General features: G+C 75.1%; 19 protein-coding genes. 11 read left to right on the forward strand and 8 right to left on the reverse strand.

What is annotated here, in order from left to right; genetic code table 11:
• Positions 1-281 precede the first annotated feature (281 nt).
• The 6 genes from ACW14Y_RS36810 to ACW14Y_RS36835 all read left to right on the forward strand — a co-directional run bounded on the left by ACW14Y_RS36810 (position 282) and on the right by ACW14Y_RS36835 (position 5,265).
• The gene (locus ACW14Y_RS36810) at positions 282-659 is read left to right on the forward strand and encodes a hypothetical protein (RefSeq protein WP_266314789.1); all 378 of its coding nucleotides are present in this window, start codon (positions 282-284) and stop codon (positions 657-659) included.
• Positions 660-829: 170 nt separating this feature from the next.
• The gene (locus tag ACW14Y_RS36815) at positions 830-1,195 is read left to right on the forward strand and encodes a hypothetical protein (RefSeq protein WP_380304414.1); all 366 of its coding nucleotides are present in this window, start codon (positions 830-832) and stop codon (positions 1,193-1,195) included.
• A gap of 173 nt (positions 1,196-1,368) precedes the next feature.
• Positions 1,369-1,734 (forward strand): hypothetical protein, encoded by a 366-nt coding sequence (locus tag ACW14Y_RS36820; protein WP_456984930.1) that lies wholly within the window; start codon positions 1,369-1,371, stop codon positions 1,732-1,734.
• Between the two features lie 192 nt (positions 1,735-1,926).
• Positions 1,927-2,319 carry a hypothetical protein gene (locus ACW14Y_RS36825; protein ID WP_456984931.1) on the forward strand — a complete coding sequence of 131 codons (393 nt, stop codon included), beginning with the start codon at positions 1,927-1,929 and terminating at the stop codon, positions 2,317-2,319.
• Between the two features lie 61 nt (positions 2,320-2,380).
• Positions 2,381-4,672, forward strand: coding sequence for an MMPL family transporter (locus ACW14Y_RS36830; RefSeq protein ID WP_456984932.1), 2,292 nt, complete (start codon positions 2,381-2,383; stop codon positions 4,670-4,672).
• Between the two features lie 74 nt (positions 4,673-4,746).
• Positions 4,747-5,265: a MarR family winged helix-turn-helix transcriptional regulator gene (locus tag ACW14Y_RS36835; RefSeq protein ID WP_456984933.1), complete on the forward strand. Its 519-nt coding sequence runs from the start codon at positions 4,747-4,749 to the stop codon at positions 5,263-5,265.
• A gap of 53 nt (positions 5,266-5,318) precedes the next feature.
• Here ACW14Y_RS36835 and ACW14Y_RS36840 read toward each other — a convergent pair whose 3' ends face one another.
• Positions 5,319-6,887, reverse strand: coding sequence for an SDR family oxidoreductase (locus ACW14Y_RS36840; protein ID WP_456988352.1), 1,569 nt, complete (start codon positions 6,885-6,887; stop codon positions 5,319-5,321).
• 532 nt (positions 6,888-7,419) lie between these two features.
• Between ACW14Y_RS36840 and ACW14Y_RS36845 the strand changes: the two genes are divergently transcribed.
• The 3 genes from ACW14Y_RS36845 to ACW14Y_RS36855 all read left to right on the forward strand — a co-directional run bounded on the left by ACW14Y_RS36845 (position 7,420) and on the right by ACW14Y_RS36855 (position 9,703).
• Complete coding sequence (locus ACW14Y_RS36845; protein ID WP_402722550.1) at positions 7,420-8,241, forward strand: CBS domain-containing protein; 822 nt, start codon at positions 7,420-7,422, stop codon at positions 8,239-8,241.
• A 160-nt stretch (positions 8,242-8,401) separates the two neighbouring features.
• Positions 8,402-9,088 carry a LamG domain-containing protein gene (locus tag ACW14Y_RS36850; protein WP_340632938.1) on the forward strand — a complete coding sequence of 229 codons (687 nt, stop codon included), beginning with the start codon at positions 8,402-8,404 and terminating at the stop codon, positions 9,086-9,088.
• A 123-nt stretch (positions 9,089-9,211) separates the two neighbouring features.
• Entirely contained in the window at positions 9,212-9,703 is a 492-nt protein-coding gene (locus ACW14Y_RS36855) for a hypothetical protein (RefSeq protein WP_402722549.1), read from the forward strand.
• Between the two features lie 74 nt (positions 9,704-9,777).
• On the opposite strand, the gene ACW14Y_RS36860 is transcribed toward ACW14Y_RS36855, so the two are convergent.
• The gene (locus ACW14Y_RS36860) at positions 9,778-10,143 is read right to left on the reverse strand and encodes a hypothetical protein (protein ID WP_456984934.1); all 366 of its coding nucleotides are present in this window, start codon (positions 10,141-10,143) and stop codon (positions 9,778-9,780) included.
• 258 nt (positions 10,144-10,401) lie between these two features.
• Between ACW14Y_RS36860 and ACW14Y_RS36865 the strand changes: the two genes are divergently transcribed.
• Positions 10,402-10,812: a hypothetical protein gene (locus ACW14Y_RS36865; RefSeq protein ID WP_456984935.1), complete on the forward strand. Its 411-nt coding sequence runs from the start codon at positions 10,402-10,404 to the stop codon at positions 10,810-10,812.
• A 121-nt stretch (positions 10,813-10,933) separates the two neighbouring features.
• Here ACW14Y_RS36865 and ACW14Y_RS36870 read toward each other — a convergent pair whose 3' ends face one another.
• Positions 10,934-11,344, reverse strand: coding sequence for an organic hydroperoxide resistance protein (locus ACW14Y_RS36870; RefSeq protein WP_030393124.1), 411 nt, complete (start codon positions 11,342-11,344; stop codon positions 10,934-10,936).
• 134 nt (positions 11,345-11,478) lie between these two features.
• Here ACW14Y_RS36870 and ACW14Y_RS36875 point away from each other — a divergent pair, with 134 nt between their 5' ends.
• The gene (locus ACW14Y_RS36875) at positions 11,479-11,961 is read left to right on the forward strand and encodes a MarR family winged helix-turn-helix transcriptional regulator (RefSeq protein ID WP_043475867.1); all 483 of its coding nucleotides are present in this window, start codon (positions 11,479-11,481) and stop codon (positions 11,959-11,961) included.
• 120 nt (positions 11,962-12,081) lie between these two features.
• On the opposite strand, the gene ACW14Y_RS36880 is transcribed toward ACW14Y_RS36875, so the two are convergent.
• The 5 genes from ACW14Y_RS36880 to ACW14Y_RS36900 form a co-directional block, all read right to left on the reverse strand.
• Positions 12,082-12,465, reverse strand: coding sequence for a VOC family protein (locus ACW14Y_RS36880; protein ID WP_380307222.1), 384 nt, complete (start codon positions 12,463-12,465; stop codon positions 12,082-12,084).
• A 163-nt stretch (positions 12,466-12,628) separates the two neighbouring features.
• On the reverse strand, positions 12,629-13,570 hold the full coding sequence (locus ACW14Y_RS36885) for an STM4011 family radical SAM protein (RefSeq protein ID WP_456984936.1): 942 nt from the start codon (positions 13,568-13,570) through the stop codon (positions 12,629-12,631).
• Positions 13,567-14,976, reverse strand: coding sequence for an STM4012 family radical SAM protein (locus tag ACW14Y_RS36890; RefSeq protein WP_456984937.1), 1,410 nt, complete (start codon positions 14,974-14,976; stop codon positions 13,567-13,569). The genes ACW14Y_RS36885 and ACW14Y_RS36890 overlap by 4 nt, the downstream gene beginning before the upstream one ends.
• Positions 14,973-15,875 carry an STM4013/SEN3800 family hydrolase gene (locus tag ACW14Y_RS36895; RefSeq protein ID WP_456988355.1) on the reverse strand — a complete coding sequence of 301 codons (903 nt, stop codon included), beginning with the start codon at positions 15,873-15,875 and terminating at the stop codon, positions 14,973-14,975. The genes ACW14Y_RS36890 and ACW14Y_RS36895 overlap by 4 nt, the downstream gene beginning before the upstream one ends.
• Before the next feature lie 131 nt (positions 15,876-16,006).
• On the reverse strand, positions 16,007-17,239 hold the full coding sequence (locus tag ACW14Y_RS36900; RefSeq protein WP_380394838.1) for an STM4014 family protein: 1,233 nt from the start codon (positions 17,237-17,239) through the stop codon (positions 16,007-16,009).
• Positions 17,240-17,241 lie beyond the last annotated feature (2 nt).

Below are 17,241 nucleotides of genomic sequence, written 5' to 3' on the forward strand. Positions count from 1 at the left end.
CCCGCGCGGCCCGTGCCCGAGGTAGCCCGCGCGGCCCCTGCCCGACGTGACCCGCGCGGCCCGTGAGCCCGAGGTAACCCGCCCGGCCCGTCCGACCCCCGAACTCCGGGGGCCGGATGGGCCGTTCGGTCTTCCGGGAAGTGCGCCGACGGACTGTCAACAGGCGCGAACGCGACGCGCGCCCCGGCGCACCGGACCGGAAAGCGCCTGTTCGCGCGCCCTGGTGCGCCGGTAGGAATGGGCCCGGCACGGAACGTCCGTGCCGCGAGAGGAGCCGCACCGTGTCCCGTCTCCGCGCCACCGCACTGGCCCTCGGCTGTACCGCCGCCGCCCTGACCCTGGCCGCCACCACCGCGACCGTCGCCCAGGCCGCCCCGGGCGACATCGTGAGCATCTGCGCCAACCAGTACACCCCCGCCGGCTGGGTCGACATCGCCTGGGCCAACGACTACAGCTGCGGCGGCGGCACCTTCACCCCGAACCGGAAGACGATGGAGCAGGTCGCCGGTCTGCCGATCGGCACCACCCTGAACGTCTGCGCCTCGGCGTGGCCGCCGGCCGGCTGGACGCAGGTCTCCGAGTTCTACAGCCAGAGCTGCCGCTACTCGGCGGTGCCGAGCCTGAACCACAACTCCTGGAAGATCACCCGCGTCTCCTGACGTCACGTCAATTCCCTTCGGGCCCACCCGGATCACCGCCCAGGCGGGCTGCGGGTGGGCCCGGCGCGCTCCCGGGCGGACCGGCCGGAAACACGCTGTCCGTACTCGTCGTGCCGCCGGTACCAATGGGTGTCCGGCGCGGATCGCCCGCGCCGCGGAGAGGAGCCACCGTGTCCCGCTTCCGTGCCGCCGTCCTGACCGTCGGCTGCGCCGCCGCCGCGCTCGCCCTGACCGCCACCACCGCGCAGGCCGCTCCCGGCGACACCCAGAACGTCTGCGGCAGCCAGCTCACCCCGAGCGGCTGGGTCGACGTCCAGTGGTGGAACGAGTACGCCTGCGGATCCACCTTCAATCCCAACGCCAAGCGGATCCAGCAGGCCGCCGGTCTGCCGATCGGCACCACGCTCACCGTCTGCGCCTCGACGCTCCCGCCGGCCGGCTGGGTGCAGCTCTCCGAGTTCTACAACAGCAGCTGCCGCTACTCGGTCTCGCCGAGCTTCAACAACAACTCCTGGCAGATCAAGCGCGTGTCCTGAGGTCCGTCCGGCGCATATGCCGTGAACACGTGCGTCGACGCACTGTCAACAGGTGCGAACCCGTCGCGGACCGCGGACTCCCGGACCGGAAAGTCACTGTCCGTGCCTGTGGTCCCACCGATAGGAATGAATCCTCGGTGCGGAGTGCCCGCGCCGTCGAGAGGAGCCGCATCGTGTCCCGCTTCCGTGCCTTCGCCGTGGCCGCCGGCTGTGCCGCCGCCGCGCTCACCATGACCACCACCAGTGCGCACGCCGCCCCCGGCGACACCCTGAACGTCTGCAGCAGCCAGCTCACCCCGACCGGCTGGGTCGACGTCCAGTGGTGGAACGACCTGAGCTGCGGCTCGACCTTCAACCCCAACAAGAAGCAGATCAAGCAGCTCACCGGTCTGCCGATCGGCACCACGCTCACGGTCTGCGCCTCGACCTACCAGCCGACGGGCTGGGTGCAGCTCTCCTCGTTCTACAACAGCAGCTGTCGCTACTCCGCCGTGCCGAGCCTCAACAACAACGCCTGGCAGATCAAGCGCGTTTCCTGACCCGCCCTGTCGGCTCCCTGCGGGCAGCGCGCCGACGGCCCACCGGTCCCGTGCCGGTGGGCCGTCGGTGTGCCCGGGGCCGTGCGGTCCGGTCCCTCCCGGCCCGCCCCCGAGTGGACCCGTCCGCCGGGATCTCTCGACAGTCGAGAGATAGGATCCGCCCGTCCGCCAGCCCACCGGGAGGTCACCACCATGCACCAGCCCCTGCTGCGACTCACCGGCGCCGCCACCGCCGTCTACGGCCTCGCCGTCGCCCGCCGACCCGTCCTGCTGGCCCGGCCCTCCGGCCTCACCGCGCCGGACGGCTCGGTGCCCGCGCCGGTCGCCGCCTGCCTGCGCCCGCTGGCCCTGCGCGACGCCGCCTGTGGCCTCGCCATGGCCCTCGCCCCGAACGACAGCGCGCTGCGCACCGCGACCGCCCTCCGGATCGCCTCCGACCTGGGCGACGCCGCGCTGCTCGCCACCGCCCTCCCGGCCCGCCGCCACCGGGTGATGGCCGTCGCCGTCTCGGTCGGCTGGGGCGCGCTCTCGGTCGCCGGACTCCTGGCCCGACCGCGAAACCTCTCCACCCGTCAAGTCTCTTAATGGTCGAGAGATATGATCCGGGCTGTCCACGACCCCGCCCAGGCCCGGAGCGCGCCCCGCCATGCCCGCTGACCGTCCCCACGCCACCCCACCACCCGCCCCGGTACCTCCTGTCCCGGCACCCCCGGCCGGGACCCCGACCGGCCCGTCCGCCCGGCGCCGCCGCGCCCGGCTGCTCGTCCCGCTCGCGCTGCTGATCGTCTGGCTCGGCCTCGGCGGCGCCTTCGGCTCCTACGCGGGCCGGCTCGGCGAGGTCGCGACCAACGACCGGGCCGCCTTCCTGCCCCGGAGCGCCGAGTCCACCGAGGCCGCCCGGCTCGGCGCCGACTTCCGGACCGACAACGCGGTGCCCGTGATCATCGTCTGGGAGAGCCTCGGCGGCCCCCTCGACGGGACCGGGCGCGCCGCCGCCGAACAGGCCCTGCGGTCCGCCGCCGCCCTGCCCGGCGCCACCGGACGGGTCTCGCCCGCCCTGCCCGCCGCCGACGGGCAGGCCCTCCAGGGCGTCGTCCAACTGCGCGCCGACCTCGGCCGGCAGACCGGCGACACCGTGAGCGCCGTCCGCGGACTCGCCGAACAGGTCCCCGGCACCACCGTCGGCCTGGCCGGACCCGCCGCGATCGCGGCCGACCTCGGCGGCGCGTTCGCCGGCATCGACGGACTGCTGCTCGGCGTCGCCCTCGGCGTCGTCCTGCTCATCCTGCTCGCCGTCTACCGCGCCGTCCTGCTGCCGCTGCTGGTGATCCTCGGCGCCGTCTTCGCCCTCGGCATCGCCTGCGCCCTGGTCTACCTGCTCGCCGACCACGGCCTGGTCACCGTGGACGGCCAGGTCCAGGGACTGCTGTCGATCCTCGTCATCGGCGCCGCCACCGACTACGGCCTGCTGCTCTCCGCCCGCTTCCGCGAGGAGCTCCACCTGCACGGCGACCGGTTCGCCGCGATGCGCACCGCCTGGCGGCACTCCGTCGAACCGATCGCCGCCTCCGGTGCCACCGTCGCCCTCGGCCTGCTCGTCCTGCTGCTCTCCGACCTCACCAACAACCGCGCCCTGGGCCCGGTCGGCGCGATCGGGATCGGCTGCGCCGTGCTCTCCGCGCTCACCTTCCTGCCCGCCGCACTGGTGCTGGCCGGCCGGGCCGCCTACTGGCCGGCCCGGCCCGCCGCCGACGGACGGGCCCCCGTGAACGCGGTCTGGGCCCGGGTGGCCGAGCTCGTCGCCCGTCGTCCGCGCGCCCTGTGGGCGGGGAGCCTGGTGGTCCTGGCGGCGCTCGCCGGCCTCGCCCCGACCCTGGACGCCGGCGGCGTCCCGCAGAGCGAGCTCTTCGTCAAGGCCCAGCCCTCGGCGGCCGGCCAGCGGCTGCTCTCCGCGCACTTCCCCGGCGGCAGCGGCAACCCCGCCGTGATCATCGCCGCCGCCGACCGTGCCGCACCCGTCACGGCGGCCGCCGCCGCTGTGCCCGGGGTCGCCGCCGTCCGCGCCACCACCGCCGGGGCGCCGGGCGCCGGGCCGGGCGGCGTGACCGGTGCCGCGCCGGCTGCCGGGTCGGGTTCCGTGCCGGGTGCCGGGCCGGCTGCCGCGCCGCTGGTGGTGGACGGCCGGGTCCGGCTGGAGGCCACGCTCACCGACCCGGCCGACAGCGACGCGGCCATCGCCACCGTCCACCGGCTGCGGGACGCGGTGCATGCCGTGCCCGACGCGCGGGCCCTGGTCGGCGGCTACACCGCCCAGCAGGAGGACACCCGGACCACCGCCGCCCACGACCGGCGCCTGATCACCCCGGTCGTGCTGCTCTGCGTGCTGGCCGTGCTGGTCCTGCTGCTGCGCTCCCTGGTGGCGCCGCTCCTGCTGGCCGCCACCGTCGCGCTCTCCTACCTCGCCACGCTCGGGGTCAGCGCGGTGGTGTTCCCGCACGTGTTCGGGTTCTCCGCAGTGGACCCCTCGGTGCCGCTGTACGGGTACGTGTTCCTGGTGGCCCTCGGGGTGGACTACAACATCTTCCTGATGACCAGGGTCCGGGAGGAGTCGCTGCGCCTCGGCACCCGCGAGGGGGTGCTGCGCGGGCTCACCGCCACCGGCGGAGTGATCACTTCGGCGGGTGTGGTGCTGGCCGCGACCTTCGCCGCGCTCGGGGTGATCCCGCTGGCCTTCCTCGCCCAGATCGCCTTCATCGTGGCGTTCGGGGTGCTGCTGGACACCCTCCTGGTCCGTTCGCTGCTGGTGCCCGCGCTGGTCCGCGACCTCGGGGACCGGGTCTGGTGGCCCGCCGGGGTCGGCCGAGGTGCCCTGCGGGCGGGGCCGGGGACGGGCTCCGGGGTCGATCCGCAGGGTGGATCCGTGGGGTCCGTGGGGTGATCCGCGGGGCGGTGGCCCGGCGCCGTTAGGCTGAACGGGTTGGATCGATGCCGTACGCGACCGGAGAACACGCCTTGTCCGAGCAGGGGGAGCAGCAGGAGCAGCAGGAGCACGACCAGGGGCAGGTTCCGCCCGGCGGGCCGGCGCTCGGCCGGCTGCTCCAGGACCTCGCCTCCGAGATGAACCTGCTCGGCCACGGCTTCGCCGGCGCCAGCGGTCTGCACACCACTGACGTGCAGGCGCTGCTCGCGATCATGCGCGCGGCCCCGGAGTCCCACGGGTCCGGCGGCGGCGGGATCACCCCCGGACGGCTGGGCGAGGAGCTGGGCCTCTCCTCGGGCGCCGTCACCGCGGTGCTGGACCGGCTGGAGCGGGCCGGGCACATCCGCCGCGGCCGGGACGCCGCCGACCGGCGCCTGGTCCTGGTGCACTATCTGCCGGGCGCCGGCCGGATGGCGGCGGAGTGGTTCGCGCCGGTGGCCCGGCGGACCGAGGCGGTGCGCGCCGAGTTCACCCTGGCCGAACTGGCCGCGGTGGCGCGCTTCCTCGGCCGGATCACCGGCGAACTGGCCGACCTGCGCCGGGCCCGCTGAGGGCCGGGCGGCCGCCGGCCCCCGGGACGGCTGCCGCTCGCCGGGGCGGCCGCTCAGGCCGTACCGCCCCCGGGAGGTCCCCCGTCGCCTGAACGTCCCCCGTCGCCGGCACGCCTCCTGTCACCGGCGCGCCTTCCGTCGCCGGTACGTCCCCCGGAGCCGCGCGCGGCCTCCTCGGTGATCCGCCGGGCCATCCCGCCGAACACGGCGGCGTGGAAGGGCGCCACCGACCACCAGTAGGCGTGCCCGGCCAGCCCGCGCGGGTGGAACAGCGCCCGCTGCCGGTACCGGGAGCCGCCCGCGCCGTCCGGGGTGACGGTCAGCTCCAGCCAGGCCGGACCGGGCAGCCGCATCTCGGCGCGCAACCGCAGCAGCCGTCCGGGATCGAGCTCCTCCACCCGCCAGAAGTCGAGCGAGTCGCCGACCCGCAGCCGCGCCGGGTCCCGCCGCCCGCGCCGCAGGCCGACCCCGCCGAGCAGCCGGTCCACCCACCCGCGCACCGCCCAGCCGAGCGGGAAGGAGTACCAGCCGTTGTCGCCGCCGATCGCCTCCACCACCCGCCACAGCGCGGCCGGGTCGACGTCCACCCGGAGCTCCCGGACGTCCTGGTAGAGGCTGCCGCCGGCCCAGTCCGGGTCGGTGGGCAGCGGGTCGCTGGGGGTGCCGGGCAGCGAGGCGGAGGACCACCGGGTGGCGACGTCCGCGTCCCTGATCCGCCGCAGCGCCAGCCGGACGGCCTCGTCGAAGCCGACGGCGCCGCCCGGCGGCTCGGGCAGGAGGCGGTCGAGGTCGTGCTCGGTGCGGACCACCTCGTACCGCAGCGACTCCACCAGCGGCCGGGCGATCGACCCGGGCACGGGGGTGACCAGGGCGACCCACAGGCTGGAGAGCCGGGGTGTGAGCACCGGCACGGCGAGGATCAGCCGGCGCGGAAGTCCGGCCACCGCCGCGTACCGCTCCATCATCCGGCGGTAGGTCAGCACCTCGGGACCGCCGATGTCGAAGGCGCGGTCGAGTTCGGGCGGCAGCGTGGCGGCCCCGACCAGCAGCCGCAGCACGTCGCGGACGGCGATCGGCTGGATCCGGGTGTCCACCCAGCGCGGGGTCACCATCACCGGGAGCCGTTCGGTGAGGTGGCGCAGCATCTCGAAGGAGGCGGAGCCGGACCCGATGATCACCGCGGCCCGCAGTTCCGCGGTCGGCACGCCGCTCGCCCGCAGCACCCGGCCGACCTCGACCCGCGAGCGCAGGTGCGGGGAGAGCCGCCCGGCCGGGACCCCGGCGGGGGCCAGGCCGCCCAGGTAGACGATCCGGCGCACCCCGGCCGACTCCGCCGCCCGCCCGAACGCCTCGGCGGCGGCCCGGTCGGTGGCCTCGAAGTCCGCACCGGTGCCGAGCGAGTGCACCAGGTAGTAGGCGACGTCGATGCCGGTGAAGGCGTCGGTGAGGCTCTCGGGGCGGGTGACGTCCCCGGTGACCACCTCGACCCGGCTCCGCCAGGGGTGGTCCCGCAGCCGGTCCGGGGCGCGGACCAGGCACCGTACGGTGTGGCCGGCGTCGAGCAGCACCGGCACCAGCCGTCCGCCGATGTAGCCGGTGGCCCCGGTGACCAGACAGCGCAGCAGTCCGCCGGGGGGACGGTCGCCGGGCCGGTTGTCGTGCTCGCCGGGCTTGCCGTTCGCGTCGTTCTCGTCGTGTCGGTCGTCGCGGTCGTCGCGGTCGTTCTGGTCGTTCCGGCCGAGTCGGTCGGGTCGGTCGTCGGAGCTGGAGGGTTCGGTCACGGGGGCTCCCGGGGGCGGCGGTGGGCGGTCGCCGGTGGGCGGTCCGGCCGGAAGGCGTACCCGCCCGGCCGGTGTCCTGCGCACCCCCGATCGGCCGGTCCGGCCCGTACGGGGCACCGGGACGGGGGGCAGGATCCGGGCCGGACGCCGGAGCGGTGCGGTGCCGGGCCCGGCGGACGCGCGACGGGGCCCGGTAAACGCGGCGTTCGGGGCCAGAGGCCGATGGTCCCCGCGATTCAGCCCCTTGGCCCCTGGCGGATCGGCCGGTCGGGGGAGATGCTCCTGGTACAGCCGACCGGACGACAGAGGTCCGGCCGGACGGTGCTCGCGGACGAGGTGAACCGGCGTGCGGCATGCCACCGTCGAATCAGTGATGACCAGTCCCGTGGTCCGGGTGATGCCCGAGACCGGTTTCCGGGAGATCGTCGCGCTGCTGGCCGAGTACGACATCACCGGCGTGCCGGTGGTGGACGACGACGGTCGGCCGCTCGGCATCGTCTCGGAGGCCGACCTGCTGCTCACCCTGGCGGCCCAGGAGGACCAGGGCAGTCTGATGCCGCCGCCCGGCGCCGCCAGGCCCGGTCCGGACGGCGCCGTCACCGCCGCCGATCTGATGAGCGGGCCGGTCATCTGCATCACCCCGTCGACCAGCGTGGTCGCGGCGGCCCGGTTGATGGGCCGGCACGGTGTGAAGCGGCTGCCGGTGCTGGACGTGGACGGCCGGGTCTTCGGCATGGTCAGCCGGGGAGACCTGCTCCGGGTCTTCCTCCGCGAGGACCGGGTGATCCGCCGGGAGATCGTCGAGGAGGTGCTCGGCCGGGTCGAGGGCGTGAGCCCGGCCCTGGTCGGCGTCGAGGTGGACCAGGGCCGGGTGGTGCTCAGCGGCACGGTGCCGGAGCCGCACCTCGTCCCGATCGTGCTGAACCTCTGCCGCTCGGTGGACGGCGTGGTGTCGGTGACCGACCGGCTGAGCGCCGACACCTTCGGCGGTCTGGGCCCGGAGGACGACTCCCCGGACTCCTCGGGCTCCCCGGACTCCTCGGGCTCCCCGGATTCCTCGGGCTCGCCCGAGGGCGCGGGTGGGGGCACCGAGGGCCCTGGAGGAGGCACCGGGGGACGCGGGGCCGACGGCCGGGCCGGGGGCGCGCGCAACGGCAGCGCGCGCGGGAGTGACGCGCCTGCGCCGGTCCGCTGACCCAGTACGCCCGCGCCCGATCCCCGTCGGCACTCCGTTCGACCGGAAATCGGCTGGATCCGGAGCGTCCGGTTCGAATATTGCGCTGCGTATCGGGCATATCACCCTGCGTGTGCGGCGGTAGCGGGCCGCCGCGCCGCCGGTGACCGGGGAGGCAGCCGTGGCCGTCGTGTTCGACGCGGACTTCACATCGACCAGCCAGTGGATCGCGGGGCGCAGCAGCGCCTATCCCCGGATGGGGCCGACCAACCGGGGGGACCACAAACTCGACTTCCTCGGCCGCGCGTACTGCCCCGGCGGGCTCTTCACCGCCGTCCGGCGCCACGGCGGCGACCTCTGGACGTGCAGTCTGCTGACCACCGAGGGCAGTCCCGAGGGCTTCCAGGTCCGCACCGGCGACGTGCTGAGCGCGCGCGTCACCCTGCCCCGCGAGCTCGGCGCCTGGCCCGCGATCTGGACCTGGCGGGACGGCGGCAACGAGATCGACGTCTTCGAGTACCACCCCGACAACCCGGACCTGCTGGAGATCTCCAACCACGTCCGGGGCGGCTACCGCTACTGGCACGGGGCCGAGGCCGGTATAGCCCCCGGCGTGACCTTCGACCTGCGGACGGTCTTCGGCGCCTACTCGGTCGACTGGTTCGTCGACGGCACCCTGATCCACGCCGACCGGCGCGGTGTGGGCGCGGACTGGCACGCCTACCTGATCGTCAACCTGTCCGTCGCGGACGGCGCCTACCACGACCGGCCGCCGATCTTCGGGACCGACCTGCTCAGCTGGACGTGCCACAGCCTGCGGATCGAGCGGGGCGGTCCGGACGGGCCGGCCGTCCCGGGCCGCGCGTGATCCCGGACCGGTCGCGCACGTCGGCTCGCCGCGTCCGACCGGACCGGCGACGGCGCGCGGAGGGTCTTCCGAGGGCGTCCCGGACCGGTCACCATGGAGGTCCGTCGACGATCCGGGGTGGGGATGAGCGAGGCTGGGGACGTTCCGTACCGGCAGCCGGAGGAGGTCGGACCCGGCCCGTGGCTCGTGCTGGTCTGCTTGGTCGGCGCGCTGCTGGCCTACGCCGTGCTGGCGAACTTCACCGATGAGTTGCGGGCGGCACTGTGGGGAGAGCCCGGGACGGTGACCGGAGTCGACTGCCGGACGCACGACATCGGGGCCGGTCTGGGATCCTCGACATCCTGCTCCGGTGCCTTCACCGCTGACGACGGCGGTCCGTCCTTCGACGTGCTCGTCGAGGGGCGCGTCGGCTCGCAAACGGCCCGGGCGTGGATGGCGGACGACACCTCCGGAACGGCGTACGTCTCACCGACGGTGTGGGCGGGGGTGCTCCCGGTGGGGCTCTCCCTCGTCCTGGCCGGGGTACCGGCGGCGGGGACGGTGATGTACGTGCGCCATGCCCGCCAACAGCGCGCCGGGGGCCGCCCGCGAGGACGAGGTCCGGAGCGGCGTTGACGCCGTGTCCGACGGCTCGGGGCGGTGTGGCGGGGCCGCTGTGCCCCGTCGCGTGATCGGCTCGGGGCCGGGTTCTACGGCGGGAACATCGCTGTCACCAGGCCGCGCGGTCCGGAGCGCTGGAACCAGACCGTGCGGCGGCGCGGGCCGATGTACGCGGGGTGGGTCACGTAGAGGTCGTCGCGCGGCGCGCTCTCGTTGCCGGGCAGGAGGGCGGCGTCCACCGCGTCGGCGGCGATGGCGCGGAGCAGGGCCTGGGCCGTGGCCGCCGCCGCGTCGGGGGAGATGGCCAGTGCGGTGAGTTCGTACCAGAGCGCCGTGGAGACGTAGCCGATGGTGGAGTGGCCCAGTGCCGGGTGCGGGCGGTGGTCCGTGTAGCGGAGCAGCACCCCGGCCGCGACGAGGCGCTCGCGGTCGTCGGCCGGCGGTTGGTGGTTCATGGGGCGAACGCTACCCGGCCGGGTGCGGACCGGTCCGGCGCCAGGGGCTCTACCGGTCCGGGGGGCCGTCGGCGGCGTATGCTCGCCGGTCCTCCCGCGCTCCTCCACCCCGTGTGCGCCCCACGGGCCGGCGGGGCGGCATCTCCTCACGCCACTCCGACGGGAGGGGGCGCACGATGGTGGTGAGGCGCCGAGCGCCCCGGGGTGGGCCGTCGGTCGTGGCGGCGACGCGTCGACCGGGGTGGTGAGGAGGTCGTGATGAGGCACTGGAACGGCCATGACTACGGCCATGGTGTCGGGCCCTGGGGCCTGGGCCTGTTCGCGCTGGGACTGCTGCTGGCCGTGGTGGCGCTGGTGGTCGTCGTGGTGCTGCTGACCCGGCGGTCGCGGGTCGCCGGTCCGCCGCCGCCCAAGGGCGTGTGGGGCGGCGGTCCGGGAGGCCCCGGTGGTCCTGGTGGTCCGGCGGGCGGAGCGCTGCCGGCCTGGCCGGCGGCCGAGCAGGTCCTGGCGGAGCGGTTCGCGCGCGGGGAGATCGACGCGGGGGAGTACCGGCACCGGCTGGAGGTCCTGCGGGGTGCGGACGGCCCGCCGGGATCCGGTCCGCCGCCCCAGCCTCCGGTTCCACCGGCGCCGCCCGGTCCGCCCCCGCCGCCCGCCGGAACCGCCTGACGCCCGCCGGAACCCCCTGACGCGACGGTGCCCCGCCGCGCGGTCGCGCGACGGGGCACCGTCGGTGGTCGGGGTGCTCGGGGGCCGTTGACGGCCCGACCGGTGGTTCCCCGGCCGGTGACTACTCGACGACGAGCTCGACCGGGATGTTGCCGCGGGTGGCGCGGGAGTACGGGCACACCTCGTGGGCCTTCTTCACCAGCAGCTGGCCGGTCTCGCCGGCGAGCGCCTCGGGCAGCTCGACCCGCAGCACCACCGCGAGGCCGAAGCCCTCGGCGTCCTTGCCGATGGACACCTCGGCGGTCACCGAGATCTCGCCGGTGTCCACCTTGGCCTGCCGGCCGACCAGGCCCAGCGCGCTGGCGAAACAGGCGGCGTAGCCGGCGGCGAACAGCTGCTCCGGGTTGGTGCCCTGACCGCTGCCGCCGAGGCCGGGCGGCATCGCCAGCGCGAGGTCCAGCTGACCGTCGGAGCTGACGGTGCGGCCCTCCCGGCCGTTGGCGGTGGCGACTGCGGTGTAGAGCGCGTCCATGGTCCGTTCCCTTCCGTCCTGCGTACGAAGTGGTGGTCCGGCGGCCCGCTCGGACCGCCTCCCGAGAGCAAGTAGAGCACACGATTCAGTTGGACGCAACTTAATTGTGCACATGTCGTCGCTACCATGGACCCATGACCGTGCTGCCCGACCTTCCCGACGATGCCGACCTGCTCCTCCTGGACCGACAGATCTGCTTCTCGCTGAACGCGGCTTCCCGCGCCTTCGGCGGTGTCTACCGGGTGTTGCTCAAGGACCTTGGCCTGACGTATCCGCAGTACCTGGTGATGCTCGTGCTCTGGGAACACGGCGAACTGCCGGTGAAACGGATCGGCGAACACCTGCGACTGGACTCGGGGACGCTCTCCCCGTTGCTCAAGCGACTGGAGGCGGCCGGCCTGGTGCACCGGAAGCGCAGTCCGGAGGACGAGCGCTCGGTCACCGTCAGCCTGACCGGTGAGGGCTCCGCGATGCGCGAGCGCGCCGGACAGGTGCCGCGCCGACTGCTGGTCGCGACCGGGCTGCCGGTCGAACAGCTCGCCACCCTGCGGGTGCTGCTGGACCAGGTCACCGAGGCCCTCGACACCGCCGTCCCCGGCCTCGCCGCCGAGGGCTGACGCCCGCCGCGTCCCCTGCCCCTCCGTGCCCCGGCCGGGCACCGCGCAGTGCGGTGCCCGGCCGGGGACGTGTCCGGTGCGTCCGGTCCGGTTCTGTCTGCCGCGAGCGGGCCGACCGGGTCAGCCGGCGGTGCGCTCGTTCAGGCAGAGGATGTTTCCCTCGCTGTCCCTGAACCAGGCCGCGCGCATGCCCTCGTCCTCGACGACGCCGTCGACCGTCTTCAGGCCGGGCAGGTCGTACTCCTCGAACACGACGCCCTTGCCGCGCAGTCCGGCCATCTCCGCGTCCAGATCGGAGACCTTGAAACTGGCCAGGGTGTGGGCGGCCTGGCCGCCGCTGGGTGTCTCGTAGATGCCGAACTCGCTGCCTCCGCACTCGAAGGTCAGATCGCCGTGCGGGCCGGCGTCCGTGAACTTGAGGCCGAGGGTGTCGGTGTAGAAAGCCTTCGCCCGGGCCACGTCGGCGGCGGGAATGATCGCCACCAAGGGTGCGTCTCCAAGCATGCTGATCGCCTCCTCCTCCCCCCAGCGTAGGTACGTGGACCGGGCCCCGGCCAGGCCGGAGCCGGGACGGGGGCGAGGTACCCCGCAGCGTGCCGGCGCCGTCACCGGGTGTGCGGGCTCCGGGTGCGGGGGATCGGGGTGTGGGCTCCGGGTGTGCGGGGGATCAGGGTGCGGGGATGCGCTCCAGCACGCCGCCCGCGAAGACCTCGTACAGCGGCAGCGTCTCCAGGTGCACATAGCCGATGTGGCAGTCGCAGACCGGCAGTGGGCAGGCCCGCGGACCGAGCCGGGCCCGGTAGGAGCCGTCGTAGAGGTTGCCCAGCTCCTCGGGCACGAAGTGACAGCGGCGGACGGTGCCGTCGCCGTCCACCGAGACCACGGACTCGCCGGTGCGGCAGGCCCGGCCGGCGCTGGGGTGGGCGTGCCGGCTGTAGCCGAAGTGCGGATCGAGGGAGGTCCAGTCGGCCGCCTCGGCGTCGGTGTAGCTCCGGCCCTCGGCGGCGTTGATCCACAGGTAGACCGCCGGGGACAGCTCGGCGCGCAGCCGCCGGGCCGCCGCGAGGTGCTCCGGCTGCCCCACCACGCCGACGCTGTACCGCACGCCGAGCGCGTCCAGCTCGCGGCACTTGGCGAGGAAGCGCGCGTGCTCGACCTGGCCGGGATGGTAGGTGACCCAGAGCGCGAGGGTGTCGAGGTCCGCCTCGGCCAGCCAGCCGGTGCGGCAGCTGAGGTTGCTCTGGATCGCGACCCGCCGCACGTGCGGCAGTCGGCTCAACTCGACCATGGCCCGCCGGTACCAGGACCGCACCAGTCCCTCGCCCCAGGGGGTGAACAGCACCGAGAGGGTGTCCCCGGATCCGCCGCGTCCGGCCACCCAGCCGGTGAACCGCTCCAACGCGGCCCGGTCGGAACGGAGTTGCTCCGGCGTGTCGCGCCGCTTGGCGAACGGGCAGTACGGGCAGTCGTAGTCGCAGGAGGCCAGCGGGCCCCGGTAGAGCAGGCGGAGGTCGAGCGGCCCGGACACCGGGGTCGCGGTGGGCAGCGGAGCAGGGGTGAGTGCGGGGGCAGGGGTGGGCCCGGGCGCGGGCATGCCGAGGAAGGTCATTTCGCCTCGTACTCCGCCATCAGCGCGCGGACCTCCGGGGAGAACAGCATCGGGCCGACCGCGTCCGAGTGCGCCAGGCCCTCGGGCGAGAGCCTGAGCCGCTCGGCGGGCGCGGCGGACTCCGCACGCCCGGTGGCCGCGCCGGCCGCACGGTGCGCGTCCTCCACCAGCCAGCCGCGTGCGGCGAAGGCCGCGAACTCGGCCGGGAAGTCCTCGGCCGGGGTGCTGCCGAAGCGGTCCCGGTAGTCGGCGAGCGCCAGCCCCTCGGCCTGGAGCAGCGACTGCACAAGGTGCCGGCGCCGGGCCTCCGCCGGCGTCATCGCCCGGCCGACCACCGCGTGGTCGAACGTCGGGGTCGCCACGTAGTCGTCGATGATGCGGCGCACCTCCGTCGCGTCCACCGCGTAGTCGAAGGAGTAGTGCAGACGGGAGGTGTAGGAGCGGGCGCCGCAGCCGAGGCCCACCATGCCGTCCGTCTGGCAGGCGTACTCGCTCACCCCGGCCTGCGGCGCGGCCGCCCGGCGGAACATCCGCATCGACACCTGCTCGTAGCCGTGGGCGAGCAGATGGTCCCGGCCGGCCCGGTAGAGCGAGAGCCGCCGGGTGTCCCACTGGGCGGGGCTCTCCGCCTCCCCGCGCCGGGCCAGCCCGGTCAACGGCCGGACGTACAGCGGGTAGAGGTACAGCTCCTCCGGCCGCCAGTCGAGTGCGGCGTCCAGCGACCGGAGCCAACTCGCCTCGGTCTGGCCGTCGATGCCGTAGATGAGGTCGATGTTGAGGACCGGGAACCCGGCGTCGCGGATCCGGCCCAGCGCGGCCTCGACCTCGGCGCGCTTCTGCGGCCGGACGGCCGAACGGGCCTCCGCGTCGACGAAGGACTGCACCCCCAGGCTCAGCCGGGTGGTGCCGCGCTCGGCCAGTACGGCGAGGCGGTCGGCGGTGGCCGTGGCGGGCGAGGCCTCGACCGAGAGCGGGATCGCCCGCAGGTCGGCGCCCATCCGGTGCTCCGCGATGTCGCAGAGCCGCTCCAGCTCGGGGGCGCTCAGGTACGTCGGGGTGCCGCCGCCGAACGCGGCCAGCGCGAACCCGGCCCCCTCGTCCAGTGCCGCGCGGACGGCGCCCGCCTGCCGGTCGAGCGCGTCCAGATAGGCGGTGGTCAGTCCGTCCGGGCCGCCGATCCGGGTGAACAGGTTGCAGAAGCCGCACCGCACCTCGCAGAACGGGATGTGCAGGTAGAGCGAGAGCGCGTGCTGCGACTCGCCCGCCCACAGCTCGCGCAGCGGCGGACGGTCCGGCAGCTCGCGGTACGCCGTCTTGTGCGGGTAGGCGTAGACGTACGACTGGTACGGGGAGGAGCCCGCGGACCCTTCGGGGAGGACGGCCGGCGCGGCGGGGGCGGTGGTCATGCGGTCTCCTCGGCGGTCGGGGCGGGTACGGCGGACGAGGGGGACGGGGCTGGCGAGGTGGACGGGGTGGGCGAGGCGGGCACCGGGGTCGGGGTCGTCGCGGGCAGCGTGAAGTGGGCGTACGGCACCGTCCAGACCACCTCGTGGCCGATCCGGTGGCCGGTGTAGCCGTCCTCCCCGTAGGCCGTGCCGTGGTCCGAGCAGACGATCGCGAAGCACGGTCGCCGCGCGCTCATCGCCGCGAACAGCCGGCCGATGTGGGCGTCCACGTACTCCAGCGCGGCGGCGTGGCTCTCCCTGCTGTCGCCGTGCTCGCGGGTCGCGCCGGGCAGGTGGAACCAGTTCGGCTGGTGCAGCGCCGGGACGTTGACGAACAGGAACAGCGGCTGCCCGTCGGGCTGCTCGGCCGCCACCCGCTCGGCCCGGTCGACCTGTGCCTCGAAGGACGTCGGCGAGGGGACGCCCATCTCCGGCGCCCAGTGGCTCTCCTGGAACAGGCCCGGCAGCACCGAGCCCAGCGGGCCCTGCTTGTTGAAGAAGCCGACGCCGCCGATGCAGACCGTCCGGTAGCCGGCGGCGGCGAGCGCGCCCGGCAGGTCGGGCGCGTCGAACACCCAGGTGCGCGGCGCGGTGCTCTCCGATCCGGCGAACCGGGCGGCGAACAGCCGCGGGTGCGGCCCGCCGGGCGAGGCCGGGGTCGGCAGGAAGCCGGCCAGGATCGCCTGGTGGGCGGCGTAGGTGAAGCTGCCGGGGGAGTGCCGCCGCTCCCAGCGCCCGCCGGGAAGGTGGGCGGCCAGGTGCGGGATCCGCCCGGCGGCGGCCAGCTCCTCGGCGACGTCGAAGCGCAGGGTGTCCAGGGTGACCAGCAGCAGGTCGTGGCTGCCCACCACGGCGTTCATGTCGGGCTCGGCGGGAGCGGGAGCAGGGGCGGGGGCGGGAGCCGAAGCAGGGGTGGGGGAGGTGCCCGGGTCGATGGTCGGGTCGGCGGTCGGGTCGGCGGTCGGGTCGGTGGCGGCGGTGCGGTGGCTCATCAGGGCTTTTCCGTACGTGGGTGGTTCGGGTGCGTCGGGTGCGTCGGACGGGTCGAGCGCGTCGCCGGGTCCGGGGCCGGGTCCGGCGCCCCGAGCGGGACGGCGCCGAGTGCGGCGAGCTGGGCGGCGTAGGTGTCCAGGCCCTCCGCCGGTCCGCCCGGCAGGCCGGTGAGCCGGGGCAGCAGGTCCCCGAAGGCGTTGACCTCGCCGACCACCGTGCGTCGCCAGGCGGCGGTGGGCAGGACGTCCACGCCGACCGTCAGCGAGCCCGGGAAGCAGGCGGCCGCCCGCTCCGCCGTCTCCAGGAGGTCCGGCCAGGCCGGTCCGGCGGCCTCCCGGGCCAGCTCCAGGCTGCCCCGGGCACCGCCGAGATGGAGGTTGGTCATCGGCCGGTCGCTGGTGCGGACCACCGCATGGGTCGCCCGCCCGGCGACGACCACGACCCGCAGGTCCGCCGAGCGGCCCGACTGGGAGGCCTTCGGCACCCACTGCTCGACGTGCAGGCCGTCCGGGGCGAGCCGGTCGACCAGCTCCGCCACCTGTCGCTCCTCCTGGTAGCGGCGGACCCGCAGCGAATTGTGCATCCGGCCGTCGACGAGCTCCACCGAGGTGGTGGCCCGCAGCTGCCCGCGCGGCCCGAACTCCAGCGCCACCACGCCCGAGGCGGAGGAGCCGTGGGACGGTTTGACGAAGACCCGGCGCAGCCCGGCGGCGTCCAACCGCGCCCTGAGGTCCTCCCAGCCGGCGACGGCACCGCCCTCCAGGGCGCGCGGCACCGGGACCCCGGCCGCCGACAGCAGGGCGTGCGTGCGCCGCTTGTCGAACATCACGGCGATCTCCTCCGGATCACCGAGCAGCCCGACCCCTGGGGTAGCGGCCAGTCTGCGCAGCGCGGACGTCACCCCGGCGTACCAGGCCGCGCCGCCCTCGACCCGGGTCGCCGCGTAGTCCGCGCCGAGCACCGGGCCGCGCAGCAGCGCGTCCACCGCTTCGTCCTCGCCCGGGGACTCGATCCGCAGCACGGCGCCCGGGGGCAGCCGGTGGGTGCCGCGCAGCAGATCGATCCAGGGCAGGACGGCGGGTTCGGGCAGCCCGGCGGCCCGGGCGGCGGCCGCGAACAGCGTCACCCGGCGGTGGCCGGGATTGCCGAGCACGGTCAGCCGCCCGTCCGGCGGGAGCCGGAGGCCCGCCCGGGCCGGAGCGGGGCCGGTGGTCCACGGGGTCGTTAGCATCG

The sequence above is a fragment of the Kitasatospora sp. cg17-2 genome (assembly GCF_054031055.1).

Bases quoted from the DNA above. Each gene is read 5' to 3' on its own strand.
- ACW14Y_RS36825 (WP_456984931.1), top strand. From the start codon at position 1,927: ATGCACCAGCCCCTGCTGCGACTCACCGGCGCCGCCACCGCCGTCTAC.
- ACW14Y_RS36830 (WP_456984932.1), top strand. From the start codon at position 2,381: ATGCCCGCTGACCGTCCCCACGCCACCCCACCACCCGCCCCGGTACCT.
- ACW14Y_RS36845 (WP_402722550.1), top strand. From the start codon at position 7,420: ATGACCAGTCCCGTGGTCCGGGTGATGCCCGAGACCGGTTTCCGGGAG.
- ACW14Y_RS36855 (WP_402722549.1), top strand. From the start codon at position 9,212: ATGAGCGAGGCTGGGGACGTTCCGTACCGGCAGCCGGAGGAGGTCGGA.
- ACW14Y_RS36860 (WP_456984934.1), bottom strand. From the start codon at position 10,143: ATGAACCACCAACCGCCGGCCGACGACCGCGAGCGCCTCGTCGCGGCC.
- ACW14Y_RS36865 (WP_456984935.1), top strand. From the start codon at position 10,402: ATGAGGCACTGGAACGGCCATGACTACGGCCATGGTGTCGGGCCCTGG.
- ACW14Y_RS36870 (WP_030393124.1), bottom strand. From the start codon at position 11,344: ATGGACGCGCTCTACACCGCAGTCGCCACCGCCAACGGCCGGGAGGGC.
- ACW14Y_RS36875 (WP_043475867.1), top strand. From the start codon at position 11,479: ATGACCGTGCTGCCCGACCTTCCCGACGATGCCGACCTGCTCCTCCTG.
- ACW14Y_RS36880 (WP_380307222.1), bottom strand. From the start codon at position 12,465: ATGCTTGGAGACGCACCCTTGGTGGCGATCATTCCCGCCGCCGACGTG.
- ACW14Y_RS36885 (WP_456984936.1), bottom strand. From the start codon at position 13,570: ATGACCTTCCTCGGCATGCCCGCGCCCGGGCCCACCCCTGCCCCCGCA.
- ACW14Y_RS36890 (WP_456984937.1), bottom strand. From the start codon at position 14,976: ATGACCACCGCCCCCGCCGCGCCGGCCGTCCTCCCCGAAGGGTCCGCG.
- ACW14Y_RS36895 (WP_456988355.1), bottom strand. From the start codon at position 15,875: ATGAACGCCGTGGTGGGCAGCCACGACCTGCTGCTGGTCACCCTGGAC.
- ACW14Y_RS36900 (WP_380394838.1), bottom strand. From the start codon at position 17,239: ATGCTAACGACCCCGTGGACCACCGGCCCCGCTCCGGCCCGGGCGGGC.